Source organism: Cellulomonas sp. zg-ZUI22 (assembly GCF_017353535.1).
GTDB lineage: Bacteria > Actinomycetota > Actinomycetes > Actinomycetales > Cellulomonadaceae > Cellulomonas > Cellulomonas wangleii.
Genome location: NZ_JAFMUZ010000003.1, coordinates 70,396 through 85,199 on the forward strand (window position 1 = coordinate 70,396; position 14,804 = coordinate 85,199).

Here is a 14,804-nt window from a genome sequence, read left to right on the forward strand (position 1 = left end):
GCGCACCGCCGGCTGGCGCCGGGCCGGCCGGACGCCCGGCGTCGCCGGGCCGGTCGCGCGCGGGCTCATCCGTCGGCGGGTGCCGGGGCCCCCTGGACGCTGCCGTCCGCGAGCCGCAGCCAGCCGGTGCCGTTCGCCTCCACCATGCCGCGAGCACGTGCGGCCTCGGCCAGCTGCGTCGGCGAGGACCGCGCGTCGAGCTGGGCGACCAGGTCCATCCGGTCCTGCCGCAGCCGGCCGAGCTCGTTCGAGAGCTCGTAGCGCTCGAACGCCAGCGACGCCATCTGGGTGTTCAGCAGCAGCGCCGCGAGCAGCGCACCGCCGAGCACGGCCATGCACGCGAGGACGAACGGCACGCGCGAGCGGGCCTGGGCCGGTGCCCGGACGACCCGCAGGCGCGGCGGCGGCGCGGCCGCGGGGCGAGCGGGCAGCGGGTACGCACGCGCGGCACCGGTGCGGGCGGCGGCCAAGGGCTGGGCGCTCATGCGGCTCTCCTCGGGGTGCGCAGGTGGTCGGGGGTGGGGCGCAGTCGCTCGGCGGCGCGCAGGCGGACGGACTGGGAGCGGGGGTTGCGGGCGAGCTCGTCGGCGTCGGCCTCCTCCGCTCCCCGGGTGAGCAGGCGCAGGTAGGGCGTGTGGGTCGCGGGCTCGACCGGCAGGTCGGGCGGGGCGCTCGACGTGGCTCCCGCCGCGAGCGCGCGCTTGACGATCCGGTCCTCGAGCGACTGGTACGACTCGACGACGATCCGACCGCCGACCGCGAGCGCCTCCACCGACGCCGGCACCGCCCGCTCGAGGGCGGCGAGCTCCCCGTTCACCTCGATGCGCAGCGCCTGGAACGTCCGCTTGGCCGGGTGGCCGCCGGTGCGGCGGGTCGCGGCCGGCACGCCGGCGCGCACGATGTCGACGAGCTCGGACGTCCGCGTCAGGGGCGCCTGCTGCCGGCGCCGGACGACGCCGCGCGCGATGCGGGCCGCGAACCGCTCCTCGCCGTACACCCGCAGCACGCGCGCGATGTCCCGCTCGTCGTACGTGTTGAGCACGTCGGCCGCGGTCGGGCCCGTGGTCGGGTCCATGCGCATGTCGAGGGGGGCGTCCTGCGCGTAGGCGAACCCGCGTTCCGCCTCGTCGAGCTGCAGCGAGGAGACGCCGAGGTCCATGAGGACGCCCTGCACCTCGGGGATGCCGAGCCGGTCGAGCACCTCACGGATCTCGTCGTACACCGCGTGCACCGGCGTGAACCGCTCACCGAACGGCGCGAGCCGCTCGCTCGCGAGCGCCAGCGCCTGCGGGTCGCGGTCGATGCCGACGACCCGGACGTGGTCGAACGCGCGCAGCACGCCCTCGGTGTGCCCGCCCATGCCGAGCGTGGAGTCGACCATGACGGCGCCCGGGGCCGCGAGGGCGGGGGCGAGCAGGTCGAGGCAGCGCTGCAGGAGGACGGGCGTGTGCCGCGACGACGCACCGGCGCCGGTCTGCTCGCTCATCGCCCCTCCTCGCTCTGACAGTGCTGCTGACGTGACTGCTGGTGCCCGTGTGACTGGTGGTGCTGGTGGGACATGGAGATGGCCGGACGATCCCTCCACCGCCCGGCCAGATCCCCCACCGACCCTCTGGCGCCGGGGAAGTGGCGTCAGAGAGGACGGGAGGAGGTCTCGACGGACGGGTGAGGACGACGGGGTGGACGGGCCGTGCCGTCCACGGCGGTGCCGGTGACGGCGGTGCGGAAGGGTGCGGGGGCGACGCGGTGGCCCGGGGGCCGGCCGACGGCTCAGAACGGGCCGTTCGGGAAGACCTCCTCGGTCGTGTCGGCGTAACCCGCCTCCTGCTCGGACAAGTAGGTCTCCCAGGCTGCGAGATCCCAGATCTCGACCCGGGTACCGGTGCCGATGACGGCGACGTCCCGGTCGAGCCCCGCGTAGGTGCGGAGCATCGGCGGGATGGAGATGCGGCCCTGCTTGTCGGGCAGCTCGTCGCTGGCCCCGGACAGGAACACCCGCAGGTAGTCACGCGCCTGCTTGCTCGTGACCGGTGCGGTCCGCAGCTGGTCGTGCATCCGGCGGAACTCGTCCATCGGCAGCACGAACAGGCAGCGCTCCTGCCCGCGTGTCATGACGAGGCCCCCGGCCAGCTGCGGCCGGAACTTCGCCGGGAGGATGAGCCGGCCCTTGTCGTCCAGGCGCGGCGTGTACGTCCCGAGGAAGGGCGCGAAGGAGCCGTAGGCGCCTGTCGGTTCATACGACACCTCACTCCCCTCCTGCTCGTCCCGGATCCGTGGACCCCCCACGCGGCGGGGCTGCCCGAGCACTGCTGAGCCACCCCGCGAGCGAGATGCCACCCGCTCTCCCCACGTGCCTCCACGGTACTCCACTTCCCTCCACCAGCATCTTGTCAAGAGGCCAAGTTCACCCGTCTGGTGAGCGTCCTCCCAGGTCAACGTCGTGGAGCGAAATGGAGGGCCCGGCGCGCCCCGGAACCGCCTCGGCACGGGGGGACGGGGACGAACCCGGGACAAGGCGGCATACCTCTCCCCCGGCGACCGCGACGCACGTGCCGTGGGGGCCGCCGTGGAGGGATGTGGGGGGTCGCGAGGTCGACACCCGAACGGCCCCCGGGGGGCGCGTCCGCGCACGTCCGGGGCACCGGGTCGACGCACGGTCCGGGTGAACCTCGCCCGCGGACGACCACTCATGCGTACTCTCGTTCCAGTCGCCGAGGGAGTCGTCCACATGCAGCCACTGCCGTCCCCGCACGAGCTCGACGGACTCGTCGAGACAGCCGCCCGCCTCCGGGCCGGGATCGAGTCGGTCGTGACGGGCCGCCCGGACCTCGTGCGGGTGTCGCTCGCCGTCCTGCTGGCCGAGGGGCACCTGCTGCTCGAGGACGTCCCGGGCGTCGGCAAGACGACGCTCGCCAAGGCGATCGCCCGCAGCATCGACGCCCAGGTCGGCCGGATCCAGTTCACGCCCGACCTGCTGCCGAGCGACCTCACCGGCGTCAACATCTTCCGGGCGCAGACCCACGAGTTCGAGTTCCGCCCCGGACCCGTCTTCGCGCACGTCGTCATCGGTGACGAGATCAACCGGGCGTCACCCAAGACCCAGTCGGCCCTGCTCGAGTGCATGCAGGAGGCGCAGGCGACGGTCGACGGCCGCACGTACCCGCTGCCGCGCCCGTTCCTGGTCGTCGCGACGCAGAACCCGGTCGAGATGGAGGGCACCTACCCGCTCCCCGAGGCGCAGCGCGACCGGTTCATGGCGCGCCTGACGGTGGGTTACCCCAGCGTGGAGTCCGAGCTGGAGATGCTCGACCAGCAGGAGGACGCCGACCCGTTGGCACGCATGCGTCCCGTGACGGATGCTGCTCAGGTGCAGGGGTACATCGATCTCGCCCGCCGGCTGTACGCGGCGCCGTCCATCAAGCGGTACATCGTCGCGCTCGTGACGGCGTCCCGCGAGGACACCGGGCTGCGCCTGGGGGCGTCGCCGCGGGCCGCGATCCAGCTCCTGCGGGCCTCGAAGTCCCTCGCCGCGATGTCCGGGCGGGACCACGTCCTGCCCGACGACGTGCAGGAGCTCGCGGGGCCCGTGCTCGCGCACCGGCTCCTGCCCAGCACCGAGTCACGCCTGTCCGGGCGCACGACCCAGGACGTGGTGACCGACATCGTGGCCCGCACCTCGCTGCCGGCGCCCGAGCCCCTCGCCCGGGCGCGGCGCGTGCTGGGCTGATGGACCGACGCCCGACGCCCCGGGGCTGGGCGCTCGCGGCGGCGGGTGTCGTCGGCCTGCAGGCGGGCATCGGGCTGGGCTCGCTCGACCTCGTCCGCGTCGGCGTGCTCCTCCTGGCGCTGCCCGTCGCCGCGCTCGTCGCGGCCCTCGTGGTGGACGCGACCCGAGGCCGTCGAGGGCTGGAGGTGCACCGCGAAGTCCGCCCGGACCCGGTGCACGCCGGCCAGGACGCGGAGGTCCGCGTGGACATCCGCGCGACGGACCGTGCGGGCCGGGCCCGGCTCGCCGGGCTGCGCTTCTCGGAACAGGCCGCCGTGGAGCTCTCCGGCGGCCGCGCCCTGCGCGCCCGGGTCGCCCGGGCGCCCGACCACGCCACCGTCCGCTACCCCGTGCACGCCTCGCAGCGCGGCCGCTGGCCCCTCGGTCCCCTCGTGGTCACACGGACCGACATGTTCGGGGTGGTGCGTTCGCGCACCACGCTGGGCACCGAGTCCCGCGTCGCGGTGTGGCCGGCCGTCGTGGCGCTGCCCGCCCCCTCGGACGTGCTCGTGGGCGAGCCCGACCGCGTCGCCCTCGGGGCGCGGACGCCGTCGACCGACGACGCCAACCTGCGCGACTACCGCGACGGCGACGACCTGCGGCGCGTCCACTGGAGGTCGAGCGCACGCCGCGGCGCGCTGCTCGTCCGCTCGGACGAACGTGCCGGCATGCGACCCGTGACGGTCCTGCTCGACCTGCCCGTGCGCGCCACCGCCACCGAGTGGACCATCTCCCTCGCGGCGTCGATGGCCCTGGCCATGCTCGACAGCGGTCACCCCGTCCGGCTCGTCCCGGCCGGCAGCAGGACCCCGGCGCCCCACGTGCACGCGCGCAGCGGGCCCGAGGCCCGTGCGGCCCTGCTCGACCTCACGCTCGACCTGTCGCCGGCGCGCACCGCGAACGACGCCGAGGCCGCCGTGCTCGACGCCACCCGCAGGCTCGACACGACGCGGACCGCCGGTGAGATCGTGCTGGCCGTGGTCGGCCCGATGTCGCCGGCAGGGTGCGGTGCGTTCGCGCACCTGGGCGACGCCGGGCAGGGCTGGGCCGTCGTGCGTGCCGACGGCCGGAACGCCGGTGACGCCCGCGAGAGCCAGCTCACCGCCACGGCGCTGCGGCGCGCGGGGTGGCGGGTCGCGCAGGTGACGACCGGTGAGGACCCGGTGGCCTGCTGGCTGCGCCTGCTGGGGAGCACCCGGTGAACGCCGGACCGGAGCAGGGCACCCGCGCGGTCGTGGGTGCGGCGCTCTGCGTCGTCGCGACGTGGGCCGGTCTGCTCGCGCTCGCCGGGCTCGTCGCCGGGCGACGGTGGCTCGTCGTGGCGTGCGTCGGTGTCCTCCTCGTGGCGGTCGCCACGACCCTGGCACGGGCCGCCTCACGCCGCTGGTGGCCGCCGACCCTCGTCGGGGCGCTCGTGGCGCTCGTGGGCGTCGTGCTCCGGTACGGCGCACCCCCCGGGCGCCCCCAGTTCCTGCCCGACCTCGACGCGGCGCGGCGCGCCTGGGCGACCGCGCGCCAGGGCGTGGTCGTCGTCAACGACTCCTTCGTCCCGATGCCCGACATCCGCCCCTCGGAGATGCTCCTGGTCGTCGGCGGGCTCGTCGTCTTCCTCCTGGTGGACGCCGCGGTGCTCGGCCTGCGCTTCCCCGCGGTCGCCGGCCTGCCGCTGCTGGCGCTGTGGGTGCCGGCGATCGTCCTGGGGTTCCCTGCCGGTGCGGCCCCCGTGTTCTGGACAGCGGCCGCGTACCTCGCGCTGCTCGCCTACGGTGCGGCACCCCTGCACGCCCAGGCGGGCCGGGCACGGCGCGCCGCCACCGCCGTCGTGGCGGGGGTGGCGCTGGTCGGCTCGAGCGTCCTCGCCGGCCCCTCCCTGATGCAGCTGCCCGGCTGGGCGAGCGTCGCCCTGCCGACGTTCGGAGACGGCCCGATCGGCCCGCTGGAGCTGAGCGACGACCTTGACCTGCGCGAGAGCCTGGGCACGCGGTCCGCGCAGGTCGTCCTCACCTACCGGGTCACCGACCCCGCAGCGGGCGACCCCGCCACGGCCGCCGACGACGCGGCAGCGGCCGACGCGGCAGCCGCACCCACCGCGGACGCCGCCACCGGGCCGCCCGCCGACGCAGGGACCGACGCCGAGACCGACACCGGGGTGGACGCCCTGGCGGCGCCCGGCAGCCCCGCCGGGCAGGACGCCGGTGCCACGCCGAGCCCCACGCCGGCACCGCCGCCGGCGGTGGACGCACGCCTGGTCGGACCGCTACGAGCCTTCACCATGGCGGAGTTCGACGGACGCCTGTGGAACCGGACGGAGGCGGACGAGCTCGCACCGTGGGACCCCACGACGCTCCTGTCGTCCGACCCGCTGCTGCGCGGCACCGCACCCGACGCGGCCGCCGGCACCCTCGCCCGGGTCGAGATCGAGGTGGGGGCGCTGCGCGAGCGACGCCTGCCGGTCCCGACCTTCCCCCGCACCGTCGCGGTGGAGGGCACCTGGGGGTACGACCCGCAGCGCGACGAGGTGGTCGGTCGTCGCTCGACCGGTGCGGGCCTGTCCTACCAGATGCTGGTCCAGGTGCCGACCCTCACGGCGGACGACCTGCGCGGGACCCCGGTGGGCACTCCCCCGGACCTCGACCTGTACACGACGGTGCCCGACACCCAGCACCGGGACGACATCGCGACGCTGGCCGCCGACGTCACCGCGGACGCCGACACGGCCTACGAGCGTGCGCTCGACCTGCAGACCTGGCTCCGCTCGGCCTCCAACTTCACGTACGACACCCGGGTCCCGCCCGCCCGGAGCACCGACGCGGTGTGGGACTTCCTCGAGGACCGCCGCGGCTACTGCGTCCAGTTCGCCACCGCGATGGCGATGATGGCGCGCACCCTGGACATCCCCTCCCGCATCGGCGTCGGGTTCCTTCCGGGCCAGCGTGACGACGACGGTGCGTACGTGGTGACCGGCCGGCTCGCGCACGCCTGGCCCGAGCTCTACTTCGACGGGCTGGGCTGGGTCCGGTTCGAGCCGACCCCCGCCTCGCAGAGCGGACCCCCGCCGGCCTGGGCGGACCCGTTCACCGGCATCACAGCCCCGGGCTCGGTTCCCGACGAGCTCGGACGCAGCGGGCAGGACGCACTGCCCAACACCCTGCCCAGCGCGGCGCCGGCGACGCCGGGCGCCGCCGCCGACGAGGAGTCCCCGTGGACGACCGTCCTGCTGCTCGCGGGGATGGGGCTCCTCGCCGCGGGTGGCGTGCTCGCCGCCTACCTGCTGTCCCGGCGTCGCCGTCGCGCCACCGTCCCGGACGACGCGTGGGTCGCGCTGCGCCGTGAGCTCTCCCGCATCGACATCCACTGGTCCAGCTCGACCAGCCCTCGCGGTGTGGTCCGCCACGTGCAGCGCACCCTCGAGACGCGCACAGGCACCGGCCTGTCCGGACCGGCGCTCGCGGCGCTGGAGAACCTCGCGCTCGCGGTGGAGCGGACACGCTACGCGCCGACGCCGCCCGTCCACCCCGCCGACGAGCTGGACGGCTGGGTGCAGGCGGTCCGCGACGGGCTCCGTGAGCTCCTGGCGCAGGGAGCCGGGCGCACCCCGGTCCCCACGGGCTGACCGCGTCCGGCGGGGCGGGCAGCACGCGCGGGTGCAGCTCCCCGGTCGCCGCCCGGCACCCGGACATGCGCACGGCCCGGGCGCCGTGACGAGGCGGCACGCTGGGCCCGTACCTCGGCGCCACCGTGGGGCAGGCACGAGACCTGAGGGCGCCGGTCGGCCGAGGCGGACCGGCGCCGCTGCGGACCGTGCGTCAGCTCCGCGCCGTCAACCCGTCGGGCCCGCGCGTCGCGGGCGGCAGTGCCCCGGCGCGACGACGGGCAGGGACACATGCCGTCGGACCCGTGCCCTCGAACAGTGCCCTCGGACCAGTGCCGTCGACGACGGGTCAGTGACCCTCGCGGCGGCGGTCCCACCGCTCCTCGAGGCGCGCCATGAACCCCTGCTTGCGGCCCGCGGCAGGCGCACGCCTCACGGAGCCGTCGGCGCCGACCGTGCCCTGGGGTCCGGTGGGCTCGCCGCGTGGCGCGGCGAAGGCGAACGCGACCGCCGCGAACATCACGACGAAACCGATGGCACCCAGCCAGGGCTCGGACATCGCCGCCCCGACGACCAGCAGGAGGAGGCCGACGGCTGCTCCGACGCCGGCAATGACGTAGCGCGTGACAGGTCGGTGACCGCCCCGTCGCGTCAGCGTATTGGCGAGCCGAGGGTCGTCAGACGTCAGCTGGCGCTCCATCTGCTCGAGCACGCGCTGCTCGTACTCGGAGAGTGGCATCCCGACCCCCGTCGCACTCCGGTGGACTATGTGGCCTCAGGATAGATCGGCTGGCACCAAGGTGGTAGTCGAGCGACCGTCGGCAGGGCGATCATCATGCGGCACGGAGCGGTGCCGACGCCACCACCGGGGCGGTATCCGCCCCGGTTTCACCTGACGATCGCGACCTGGTCCTCCTCCGACGGCGTTGCGTCGCTCACGAGGGCGTCCCGCACGGCGTCGACCAGGTCCTCCGCCGCGCACAGCGACCGCTCAGCGCGGGCCAGCGTGACAGCCTCGAAACGCCCCGCGTCGACCGCGGCACGCAGCGACGCCCCCTGGGCGAAGAGCGCCGACAACCGGTGCAGCTCGGGTGCGACCGCGTCGAGCATCCCCCACACGGTCCGCGGCGCGCCGCGACCCGACGGACGACCCCGGGCGGCGACGAGCGCCGCACCGGCGCGCAGGGCCGCCAGGTGCGCGTGGGAGAACATCTCCCACGGCTCGCCGGAGAACTGGGCCGCGAGCAGCTCGGCGTCCGCGCGCGCGAGGAGCTCCGCGCTCTGCGGCGGAACCGTCGCTGCGTGCAGCAGGCTCACCCGTCCGACCATCGCCCGCACCTCCCGTCGCGGCGGCCCGTCCGCCTCGTCCATCTTCGAACACCTGTTCGAACACGTCAACACCTGCCCACCCCCTGGTCCCCGGGGCCGGGAGGTCCGCGCCTGCCCCGCACCGCACCGGTGCGCCCACGGCACCCTCACCACGTACGGTGGCGGCGTGGCTGCCCGACGTCGCGACCCATCGTCCCGCCGACCACCGACATCCCGGTCGGCCCCGACGGCGCCCGCGTGGCCGGTCGGACCTGTCCCCGTGGCGACGGGCACCGTGGAGGTCGTCCCCGAGCCCGGCCGCCCGCGCGCCGCCACCCTGCTCGTCAACGGCGTCCCGAGCTCGTTCGTCGACCTCGACGACCCGGGCCTGCTCGACTTCGAGTACATGCAGCAGGCCGCCGCCGTCGTCGAGGTGGTCGCCGAGCGGCGCCCCGACCTGACCGTGCTGCACCTGGGCGCCGGCGGCTGCGCGCTGGCCCGGGCGCTCGCCCACCGCCACCCGGAGGCGCGCCAGCTCGCCGTGGAGCTGGACGGGGACGTCGCGCGCCTGGCACGGGAGTGGTTCGCGCTGCCCCGTGCACCGCGGCTGCGCCTGCGCACGGGCGAGGCGCGGGCGGAGCTGACCGGGCTCGCCGACGCCACGTACGACGTGGTCGCCCGTGACGTGTTCGCCGGCGACCGGACGCCCGACCACCTCACGACGGTGGAGTTCGCGCGCGAGGTGCGGCGCGTGCTGCGGCCCGGCGGCGTCTACGTGGCGAACTGCGCGGACCGGCCCCCGCTCGCCCTGGCGCGCGCCGAGCTCGCGACGCTGGCCGCGGTCTTTCCCCACGTCGGCGTCGTCGCCGAGCCGGCACAGCTGCGCGGGCGGCGCTACGGCAACCTGCTGCTCGTCGCCACCGACGACCCCGACCTTCTCGACGACGCCGGCCTGGCACGGACGCTGCGCACGCTCCCGGTCCCTGCGCGCCTCGTGACGGGCGCCGAGGTGCGCACGCTCACCGGCGCGGCGGCACCGCGCCACGACCCGCATCCGACGGTCGAGCCGCCGACGCCCGACGAGCCGGAGCCGGCCGGGGACCCCGCGGGGTGACGGGCCCGGGAACGGCACAGGGTCGCACCCGTGCGGGTGCGACCCTGTGCGCCGCAGGTGCCCGACCGAGGCCGGGCACGGGTCACAGCGGGCGGACGTGCTCCGCCTGCGGACCCTTCTGACCCTGCGTGATCTCGAACTCCACGCGCTGACCCTCGTCCAGCGAGCGGTAGCCCTGCGTGTCGATGGCCGAGTAGTGGACGAAGACGTCGGCGCCGCCGTCGTCCTGGGCGATGAACCCGTAGCCCTTCTCGGCGTTGAACCACTTGACCGCGCCCTGTGCCATGTCCTGCATCCTTCTGTCCCACCGGGTGACCACCGCGGACCGGTGCCCGCGGCGTGCCGCAGCGCCTCACGTCCAGCACCGGGTGGTGCGATCCCCGGCCAGCCGGGGACCCGATGGTTCCGCGCACCGCGCCCCGGAGGGCGAGGGGCAGCGGGCCGGTCGAGCGTCCGTACGCCACTGCAACGGTGAGCATCCTCGCACGTCGGATGTGGCGAACGCCACGAAATCGGACGACTCCCGGGTGCGGGTGACAACGATCCGGTCACGACGCGCGCGCCGCGCTCCTCAGGGAGTGGGACCGTCCCCGCCACCCTGGTCGGTCTGCTCGGCGAGGAACCGCTCCAGCTCGGCTCCGATCTCCTCGGCCGTCGGCAGGTCGGTCGCCTGCGCCAGCAGGCTCGTGCGCCCGACGCTGCGGGTGAACGCGTCGTACTGCTCCTCGAGCGCCTGGACCACCGCAGCGATCTCGGAGGAGCCCTCGACCTGCCGCTCGATCTCCTGCATGACCTCGGCTGCAGCGGGCTCGAGCGCGGACAGTCCCAGGTCGAGGCCCGTGGCCCGCTCCACGTGACGCAGCCCGGCGAGCCCGGCCGCAGGGAACGACGACTGCGCGAGATAGTGCGGCACGTGCACCGCGAACCCCATCGCGTCGTGGCCGGACTGCCCCAGGCGCAGCTCGAGCAGCGCTGCCGCGCTCGCCGGCACCTGCACCGTGCCGAACATCGACGTGTGGTCCGCCACCAGCTCGGCGCGGGTCGCGTGCGCGGTCACCGACACGGGCCGTGTGTGCGGAACCCCCATCGGGATGCCGTGCAGCCCGACGACCAGCGGGACGTCGAAGCGCTCCACGACCTGACGGACGGCGGCGACCCAGCGCTCCCACTGCAGGTCCGGCTCCAGGCCGTGCAGGAGCAGGTAGGGCACGCCCTGCGCGTCCCGGAGCAGGTCGACGACCAGCTCCGGTGCGTCGTAGTCGGTCCAGCCGGCGTCGAACGTCATCACCGGCCGTCGGCTGCGGTAGTCGACGAGCTGGTCGACGTCGAAGGTGACGAGGCGCTGCGCGTCGCCGAGGGCGGCGAGGTGGTCCACGGCGACCTGCCCGGCGTGCCCGGCGTCGACGAACCCGCGCACGGCGTGCACCAGCACGGGTCGTGCACCGCGCCGCGCGGCGTCGTCCACGCTCGCGGCGACGTCGGGGTCGACGTCGTAGATCTCCCGGGGGTCCAGCATCGCTCTGCACTCACCTCTCGTCGTGGTGTCGAGCGGTACAACGCCCCCGCGGGCCGGTCTCTTCCCGGCCGGCGGCGGCGCCCGTCAGCGACCGGGCAGCCGGACGACCTCGACGAAGAACTCGTCGATCTGCCGCACCACGTCGATGAACCGGTCGAAGTCGACCGGCTTGGTGACGTACGCGTTGGCGTGCAGCGAGTAGCTGCGCACGACGTCCTCCTCGGCCTCCGACGTCGTCAGGACGACGACCGGGATGGCGCGCATCGTCTCGTCGGACTTCATGGCCTCGAGCACCTCGCGCCCGTCCATGCGGGGCAGGTTGAGGTCCAGCAGCACGAGGTCCGGCGTGGGGGCGTCGGCGTGCTCGCCCTCCTTGCGCAGGAACTCCAGGGCGCTGACCCCGTCCGCCACGACCGACAGCCGGTTGCGCACCTTGTTGTGCTCGAACGCCTCCCGCGTCATGAGGACGTCGCCGGGGTCGTCCTCGACCAGCAGCACATCGATGACCTTCTGATCCGACACTGTCAGCTCCGTCCGTCGTCCCCGTCACCGGGGGTCTCGTCCTCCGCGACGGGCAGGGTCCACCGGATGGTGGTGCCCTCGCCCTCGGTCTCGGGGATCCAGATGCGACCGCCGTGGAACTCGACGATCTTCTTGCACAGGGCCAGGCCGATGCCCGTGCCCTCGTAGAGGTCCTTGGCGTGCAGGCGCTGGAAGATGACGAAGACGCGCTCGACGTACTGCGCCTCGATGCCGATGCCGTTGTCCCGCAGCTCGATCTCCCACGCGCCCTCGACCCGGTGCGCGCTGACGTGCACGGCCGGCGGCCGGTCCGGGTGCCGGAACTTCACCGCGTTGCCGACGAGGTTCTGGAAGAGCTGGACCAGGAGCGGCTCCTCGCCGCGCACCACCGGCAGCTCGTCGTGCGTGACGACCGCGCCGGACTCCTCGATGCGCTCGGAGAGCTGGTCCTGCGCACGGGCCAGCGCGGCCGCCAGGTCGACGTCGACGACCTCGCCGCCGACGCGCCCGACGCGGGAGAACCCGAGCAGGTCCTGGATGAGCCGCTGCATGCGCTTGGCGCCGTCGACGGCGAAGTCGATGTACTGGTCGGCCCTCTCGTCGAGCTGGCCGCCGTACCGCTTCTGCAGCAGCTGCGTGAAGCTCGCCACCTTGCGCAGGGGCTCCTGCAGGTCGTGCGAGGCGACGTAGGCGAACTGCTCGAGGTCGCGGTTGGACCGGCGCAGCTCCTCCGCCTGCTCGGTGAGCCGCTGGTGGGCCTCGGTGATCTCCTCGCGCGACGACCGCAGCTCGGCCAGCTGCGTCACCAGCCCGAGCCGCATCTGCTCGACGTCCGAGGCCAGCTGCTCGATCTCCCCCGGGCCCTCGACGCGCACCACGTGACCGAGGTCGCCCTGGGTCACGGCCCGGGTCGCCTGCCCGAGGTCCGTCAGGGGCAGCAGGATCCACCGGCGCAGCGCGAACGACAGCGAGACGCCCATCGCGACGGCTCCGGCCACCAGCAGCAGCACCAGGGCGCCCGTCGCCGTGGTCCAGGTCTCCAGCTCGGACACGGCCGTCGCGCGGTCCTTGCGGAGCTCGTCGAGGTACGCCTCGATCGCGGCGCGGGCGTCGTCGAACAGGACGCGCCCGGCCTCGACCTCGGCCGCCGAGACCGCCTCGCCGCCCTGGTCGCGGACCTGCGCGATGATCGGCTCGGCGAACTGCGTGTGCCACCGGTCCGCGGCGTCCGCCGCGGCACGCGCGTCGGCGACCAGCTCGGCGTCCGGCGCGGTCTGCGCGAGCTCGTCCGCGAGGACCGTGAACGTGACGTCCGCCTCGCGCGAGCGGTCGTACGGCTCGAGCGTGATCTCGTCACCCGTGAGCGCGAACCCCCGGACCGCGGTCTCGGCGTCGACGAGACGGACGTACGCGGAGTCGGCCCGCGTGACCGCGTCGAAGTACACCTCGGTGACCTCGTGCTGGGACGTCAGCGCACGGGACAGCACGAAGCCCGCGACGACGAGCACCAGCCCGAGCAGCACCCCGGTCGAGACGAGCAGCGCGGTCAGACGTCGCCGCAGGGTCGTCCCGGTCCGTGCGCCCGCCGTGGTCGCGGCGGCGCTCACCCGTCCCACCCGATGAGCACGACGGCGGCGTCGTCCACGAGGTCGCCCCCGTGGCGCGCCCGCACCGCCGACAGCATCCGGCCCAGGACCTGGTCCTCGTCGGGGCGCAGCGCACCGTCGGACTCGGCGGTGCCCAGCATGGTGGCGTCGGCCACGTCGAGCAGGCCGGCCTTGCCCAGCCGCTGCGTGCCGTCGCCGACCGTGGCCTCCAGCAGGCCGTCGGTGTAGAGCAGTACCCGCCAGCAGTCCCCCAGGTCGAGCCGCTGGGCCGGCCAGCCGCCCCCCACGGGGATGCCGAGCGCCCGACCGCGGGCACCGGACGGCAGCAAGGTCGACGGCGGGCCGAGGCGCAGGGGCACGGGGTGCCCGGCGAGGTAGAGGTCGGCGGTGCGCCGGTCCGGGTGCACCGCGAGCATCGAGACGGTCGTGAAGACCTCCGGCCGCGCGCGTTCGGCGGCGAGCACACGCTCCAGCAGGCCCAGGATGTCGTCGGCGGCGATCCCCGCGAGCACGAGCGTGCGCCACGCCGTGCGCAGGGTGGCGCCGAGCGCTGCCTCGTCGGGTCCGTGGCCGCAGACGTCACCCACCATCGCGAGCACGGTGCCGTCCGGCCGCTCGACGACGTCGTAGAAGTCGCCACCGAGCAGACCGTCGCGGCCGGCCCGGTAGCCGACCCGCACCTCGAGGCGGTCGTCGCGCACGGCGGGCGTCGGCAGCAGCGCACGCTCCAGGCGGGTCGTCTCCGCCGCGCGCACGAGGCTGCGGTAGAGCGCCCGGCCGGTGTCCTCCAGGCGGCGGCGCTGCACGGCGTAGCGCACGGCACGAGCCAGCAGCTGAGCGTCGACGTCGCCCTTGACCAGGAAGTCCTGCGCACCGGCGGCGACGGCCTCGACGCCGGCGTCCGTGCCCGTCAGGCCGGTGAGCACGACCACCGGCGGGGCGCCGGCGGCCAGCACCCGCTGCAGCGCGCTCAGGCCCATCGCGTCCGGCAGGCCGAGGTCCAGGAGCACGCAGTCCGCGTCGAGGTGCAGCAGCGCCTCGTCGACCGTGCGCACCCACACCGTCTCGTGCGGCAGGCCCCCGTCCTGCAGGTGCTCGCGCACCAGGACCGCGTCGCCCTCGTCGTCCTCGACGACGAGGATCCGCAGGGGCACGTCGTCGTCCCCGGGTGCGCCGGACCGCACGTCCTGCTCAGGCGCCACAGAGCCGTGCACATGCATCCCTTCGTCGGTGTGGACGCACTGTAAGCCAGCCGGACCGCATCCGGGCGATCCCGCCACTCCCGGATGACGCCACGGTCGGATGACGGCGTGCCCGGTGCGCCGGGGGTGCGGGGTCGCGGATAATGGACGGCCGCCCGCAAGGCGGTGCGCCCCGCG

At 74.9% G+C, this 14,804-nt stretch carries 14 protein-coding genes; 4 read left to right on the top strand and 10 right to left on the bottom strand.

Features of this window, described 5'->3' with window-relative positions; genetic code table 11:
* Positions 1 to 65 precede the first annotated feature (65 nt).
* From J1G43_RS11675 to mraZ, 3 genes are all read right to left on the bottom strand, one after another.
* The gene (locus J1G43_RS11675; protein WP_207341336.1) at positions 66 to 485 is read right to left on the bottom strand and encodes a hypothetical protein; all 420 of its coding nucleotides are present in this window, start codon (positions 483 to 485) and stop codon (positions 66 to 68) included.
* Positions 482 to 1,486, bottom strand: coding sequence for a 16S rRNA (cytosine(1402)-N(4))-methyltransferase RsmH (rsmH, locus tag J1G43_RS11680; protein ID WP_207341337.1), 1,005 nt, complete (start codon positions 1,484 to 1,486; stop codon positions 482 to 484). The genes J1G43_RS11675 and rsmH overlap by 4 nt, the downstream gene beginning before the upstream one ends.
* A gap of 284 nt (positions 1,487 to 1,770) precedes the next feature.
* Positions 1,771 to 2,244, bottom strand: a complete 474-nt coding sequence (gene mraZ, locus J1G43_RS11685) for a division/cell wall cluster transcriptional repressor MraZ (protein WP_089802192.1) — start codon at positions 2,242 to 2,244, stop codon at positions 1,771 to 1,773.
* A 484-nt stretch (positions 2,245 to 2,728) separates the two neighbouring features.
* Between mraZ and J1G43_RS11690 the strand changes: the two genes are divergently transcribed.
* From J1G43_RS11690 to J1G43_RS11700, 3 genes are read left to right on the top strand one after another with little or no spacing between them, the layout of a single operon-like run.
* On the top strand, positions 2,729 to 3,727 hold the full coding sequence (locus J1G43_RS11690; protein WP_207370693.1) for a MoxR family ATPase: 999 nt from the start codon (positions 2,729 to 2,731) through the stop codon (positions 3,725 to 3,727).
* Positions 3,727 to 4,968, top strand: a complete 1,242-nt coding sequence (locus J1G43_RS11695; protein ID WP_207341339.1) for a DUF58 domain-containing protein — start codon at positions 3,727 to 3,729, stop codon at positions 4,966 to 4,968. Before J1G43_RS11690 ends, J1G43_RS11695 begins: the two co-directional genes overlap by 1 nt.
* Positions 4,965 to 7,379, top strand: coding sequence for a DUF3488 and transglutaminase-like domain-containing protein (locus tag J1G43_RS11700; RefSeq protein ID WP_207378497.1), 2,415 nt, complete (start codon positions 4,965 to 4,967; stop codon positions 7,377 to 7,379). Before J1G43_RS11695 ends, J1G43_RS11700 begins: the two co-directional genes overlap by 4 nt.
* 328 nt (positions 7,380 to 7,707) lie before the next feature.
* On the opposite strand, the gene J1G43_RS11705 is transcribed toward J1G43_RS11700, so the two are convergent.
* Positions 7,708 to 8,097, bottom strand: coding sequence for a DUF3040 domain-containing protein (locus tag J1G43_RS11705; protein WP_207341341.1), 390 nt, complete (start codon positions 8,095 to 8,097; stop codon positions 7,708 to 7,710).
* A 149-nt stretch (positions 8,098 to 8,246) separates the two neighbouring features.
* On the bottom strand, positions 8,247 to 8,729 hold the full coding sequence (locus tag J1G43_RS11710) for an SAV_6107 family HEPN domain-containing protein (protein WP_242635672.1): 483 nt from the start codon (positions 8,727 to 8,729) through the stop codon (positions 8,247 to 8,249).
* 124 nt (positions 8,730 to 8,853) lie between these two features.
* Here J1G43_RS11710 and J1G43_RS11715 point away from each other — a divergent pair, with 124 nt between their 5' ends.
* Complete coding sequence (locus tag J1G43_RS11715; RefSeq protein ID WP_207370695.1) at positions 8,854 to 9,780, top strand: spermidine synthase; 927 nt, start codon at positions 8,854 to 8,856, stop codon at positions 9,778 to 9,780.
* An 82-nt stretch (positions 9,781 to 9,862) separates the two neighbouring features.
* Here the strand turns inward: J1G43_RS11715 and J1G43_RS11720 are convergent, their stop codons facing one another.
* From J1G43_RS11720 to J1G43_RS11740, 5 genes are all read right to left on the bottom strand, one after another.
* The gene (locus tag J1G43_RS11720; protein WP_089801928.1) at positions 9,863 to 10,066 is read right to left on the bottom strand and encodes a cold-shock protein; all 204 of its coding nucleotides are present in this window, start codon (positions 10,064 to 10,066) and stop codon (positions 9,863 to 9,865) included.
* 285 nt (positions 10,067 to 10,351) lie between these two features.
* Positions 10,352 to 11,296 (bottom strand): PAC2 family protein, encoded by a 945-nt coding sequence (locus tag J1G43_RS11725; protein ID WP_207378498.1) that lies wholly within the window; start codon positions 11,294 to 11,296, stop codon positions 10,352 to 10,354.
* An 84-nt stretch (positions 11,297 to 11,380) separates the two neighbouring features.
* Positions 11,381 to 11,818: a response regulator gene (locus J1G43_RS11730; protein WP_089801924.1), complete on the bottom strand. Its 438-nt coding sequence runs from the start codon at positions 11,816 to 11,818 to the stop codon at positions 11,381 to 11,383.
* A 2-nt stretch (positions 11,819 to 11,820) separates the two neighbouring features.
* Positions 11,821 to 13,425, bottom strand: coding sequence for an ATP-binding protein (locus J1G43_RS11735; RefSeq protein ID WP_207341344.1), 1,605 nt, complete (start codon positions 13,423 to 13,425; stop codon positions 11,821 to 11,823).
* Complete coding sequence (locus tag J1G43_RS11740; protein WP_307859567.1) at positions 13,422 to 14,627, bottom strand: SpoIIE family protein phosphatase; 1,206 nt, start codon at positions 14,625 to 14,627, stop codon at positions 13,422 to 13,424. The genes J1G43_RS11735 and J1G43_RS11740 overlap by 4 nt, the downstream gene beginning before the upstream one ends.
* Between the last annotated feature and the right edge of the window lie 177 nt (positions 14,628 to 14,804).

Excerpts from the sequence above, each read along its gene's own strand:
- J1G43_RS11675 (WP_207341336.1), bottom strand. The coding sequence starts at position 485 with ATGAGCGCCCAGCCCTTGGCCGCCGCCCGCACCGGTGCCGCGCGTGCG.
- rsmH (WP_207341337.1), bottom strand. The coding sequence starts at position 1,486 with ATGAGCGAGCAGACCGGCGCCGGTGCGTCGTCGCGGCACACGCCCGTC.
- J1G43_RS11690 (WP_207370693.1), top strand. The coding sequence starts at position 2,729 with ATGCAGCCACTGCCGTCCCCGCACGAGCTCGACGGACTCGTCGAGACA.
- J1G43_RS11695 (WP_207341339.1), top strand. The coding sequence starts at position 3,727 with ATGGACCGACGCCCGACGCCCCGGGGCTGGGCGCTCGCGGCGGCGGGT.
- J1G43_RS11705 (WP_207341341.1), bottom strand. The coding sequence starts at position 8,097 with ATGCCACTCTCCGAGTACGAGCAGCGCGTGCTCGAGCAGATGGAGCGC.
- J1G43_RS11710 (WP_242635672.1), bottom strand. The coding sequence starts at position 8,729 with ATGGACGAGGCGGACGGGCCGCCGCGACGGGAGGTGCGGGCGATGGTC.
- J1G43_RS11720 (WP_089801928.1), bottom strand. The coding sequence starts at position 10,066 with ATGGCACAGGGCGCGGTCAAGTGGTTCAACGCCGAGAAGGGCTACGGG.
- J1G43_RS11725 (WP_207378498.1), bottom strand. The coding sequence starts at position 11,296 with ATGCTGGACCCCCGGGAGATCTACGACGTCGACCCCGACGTCGCCGCG.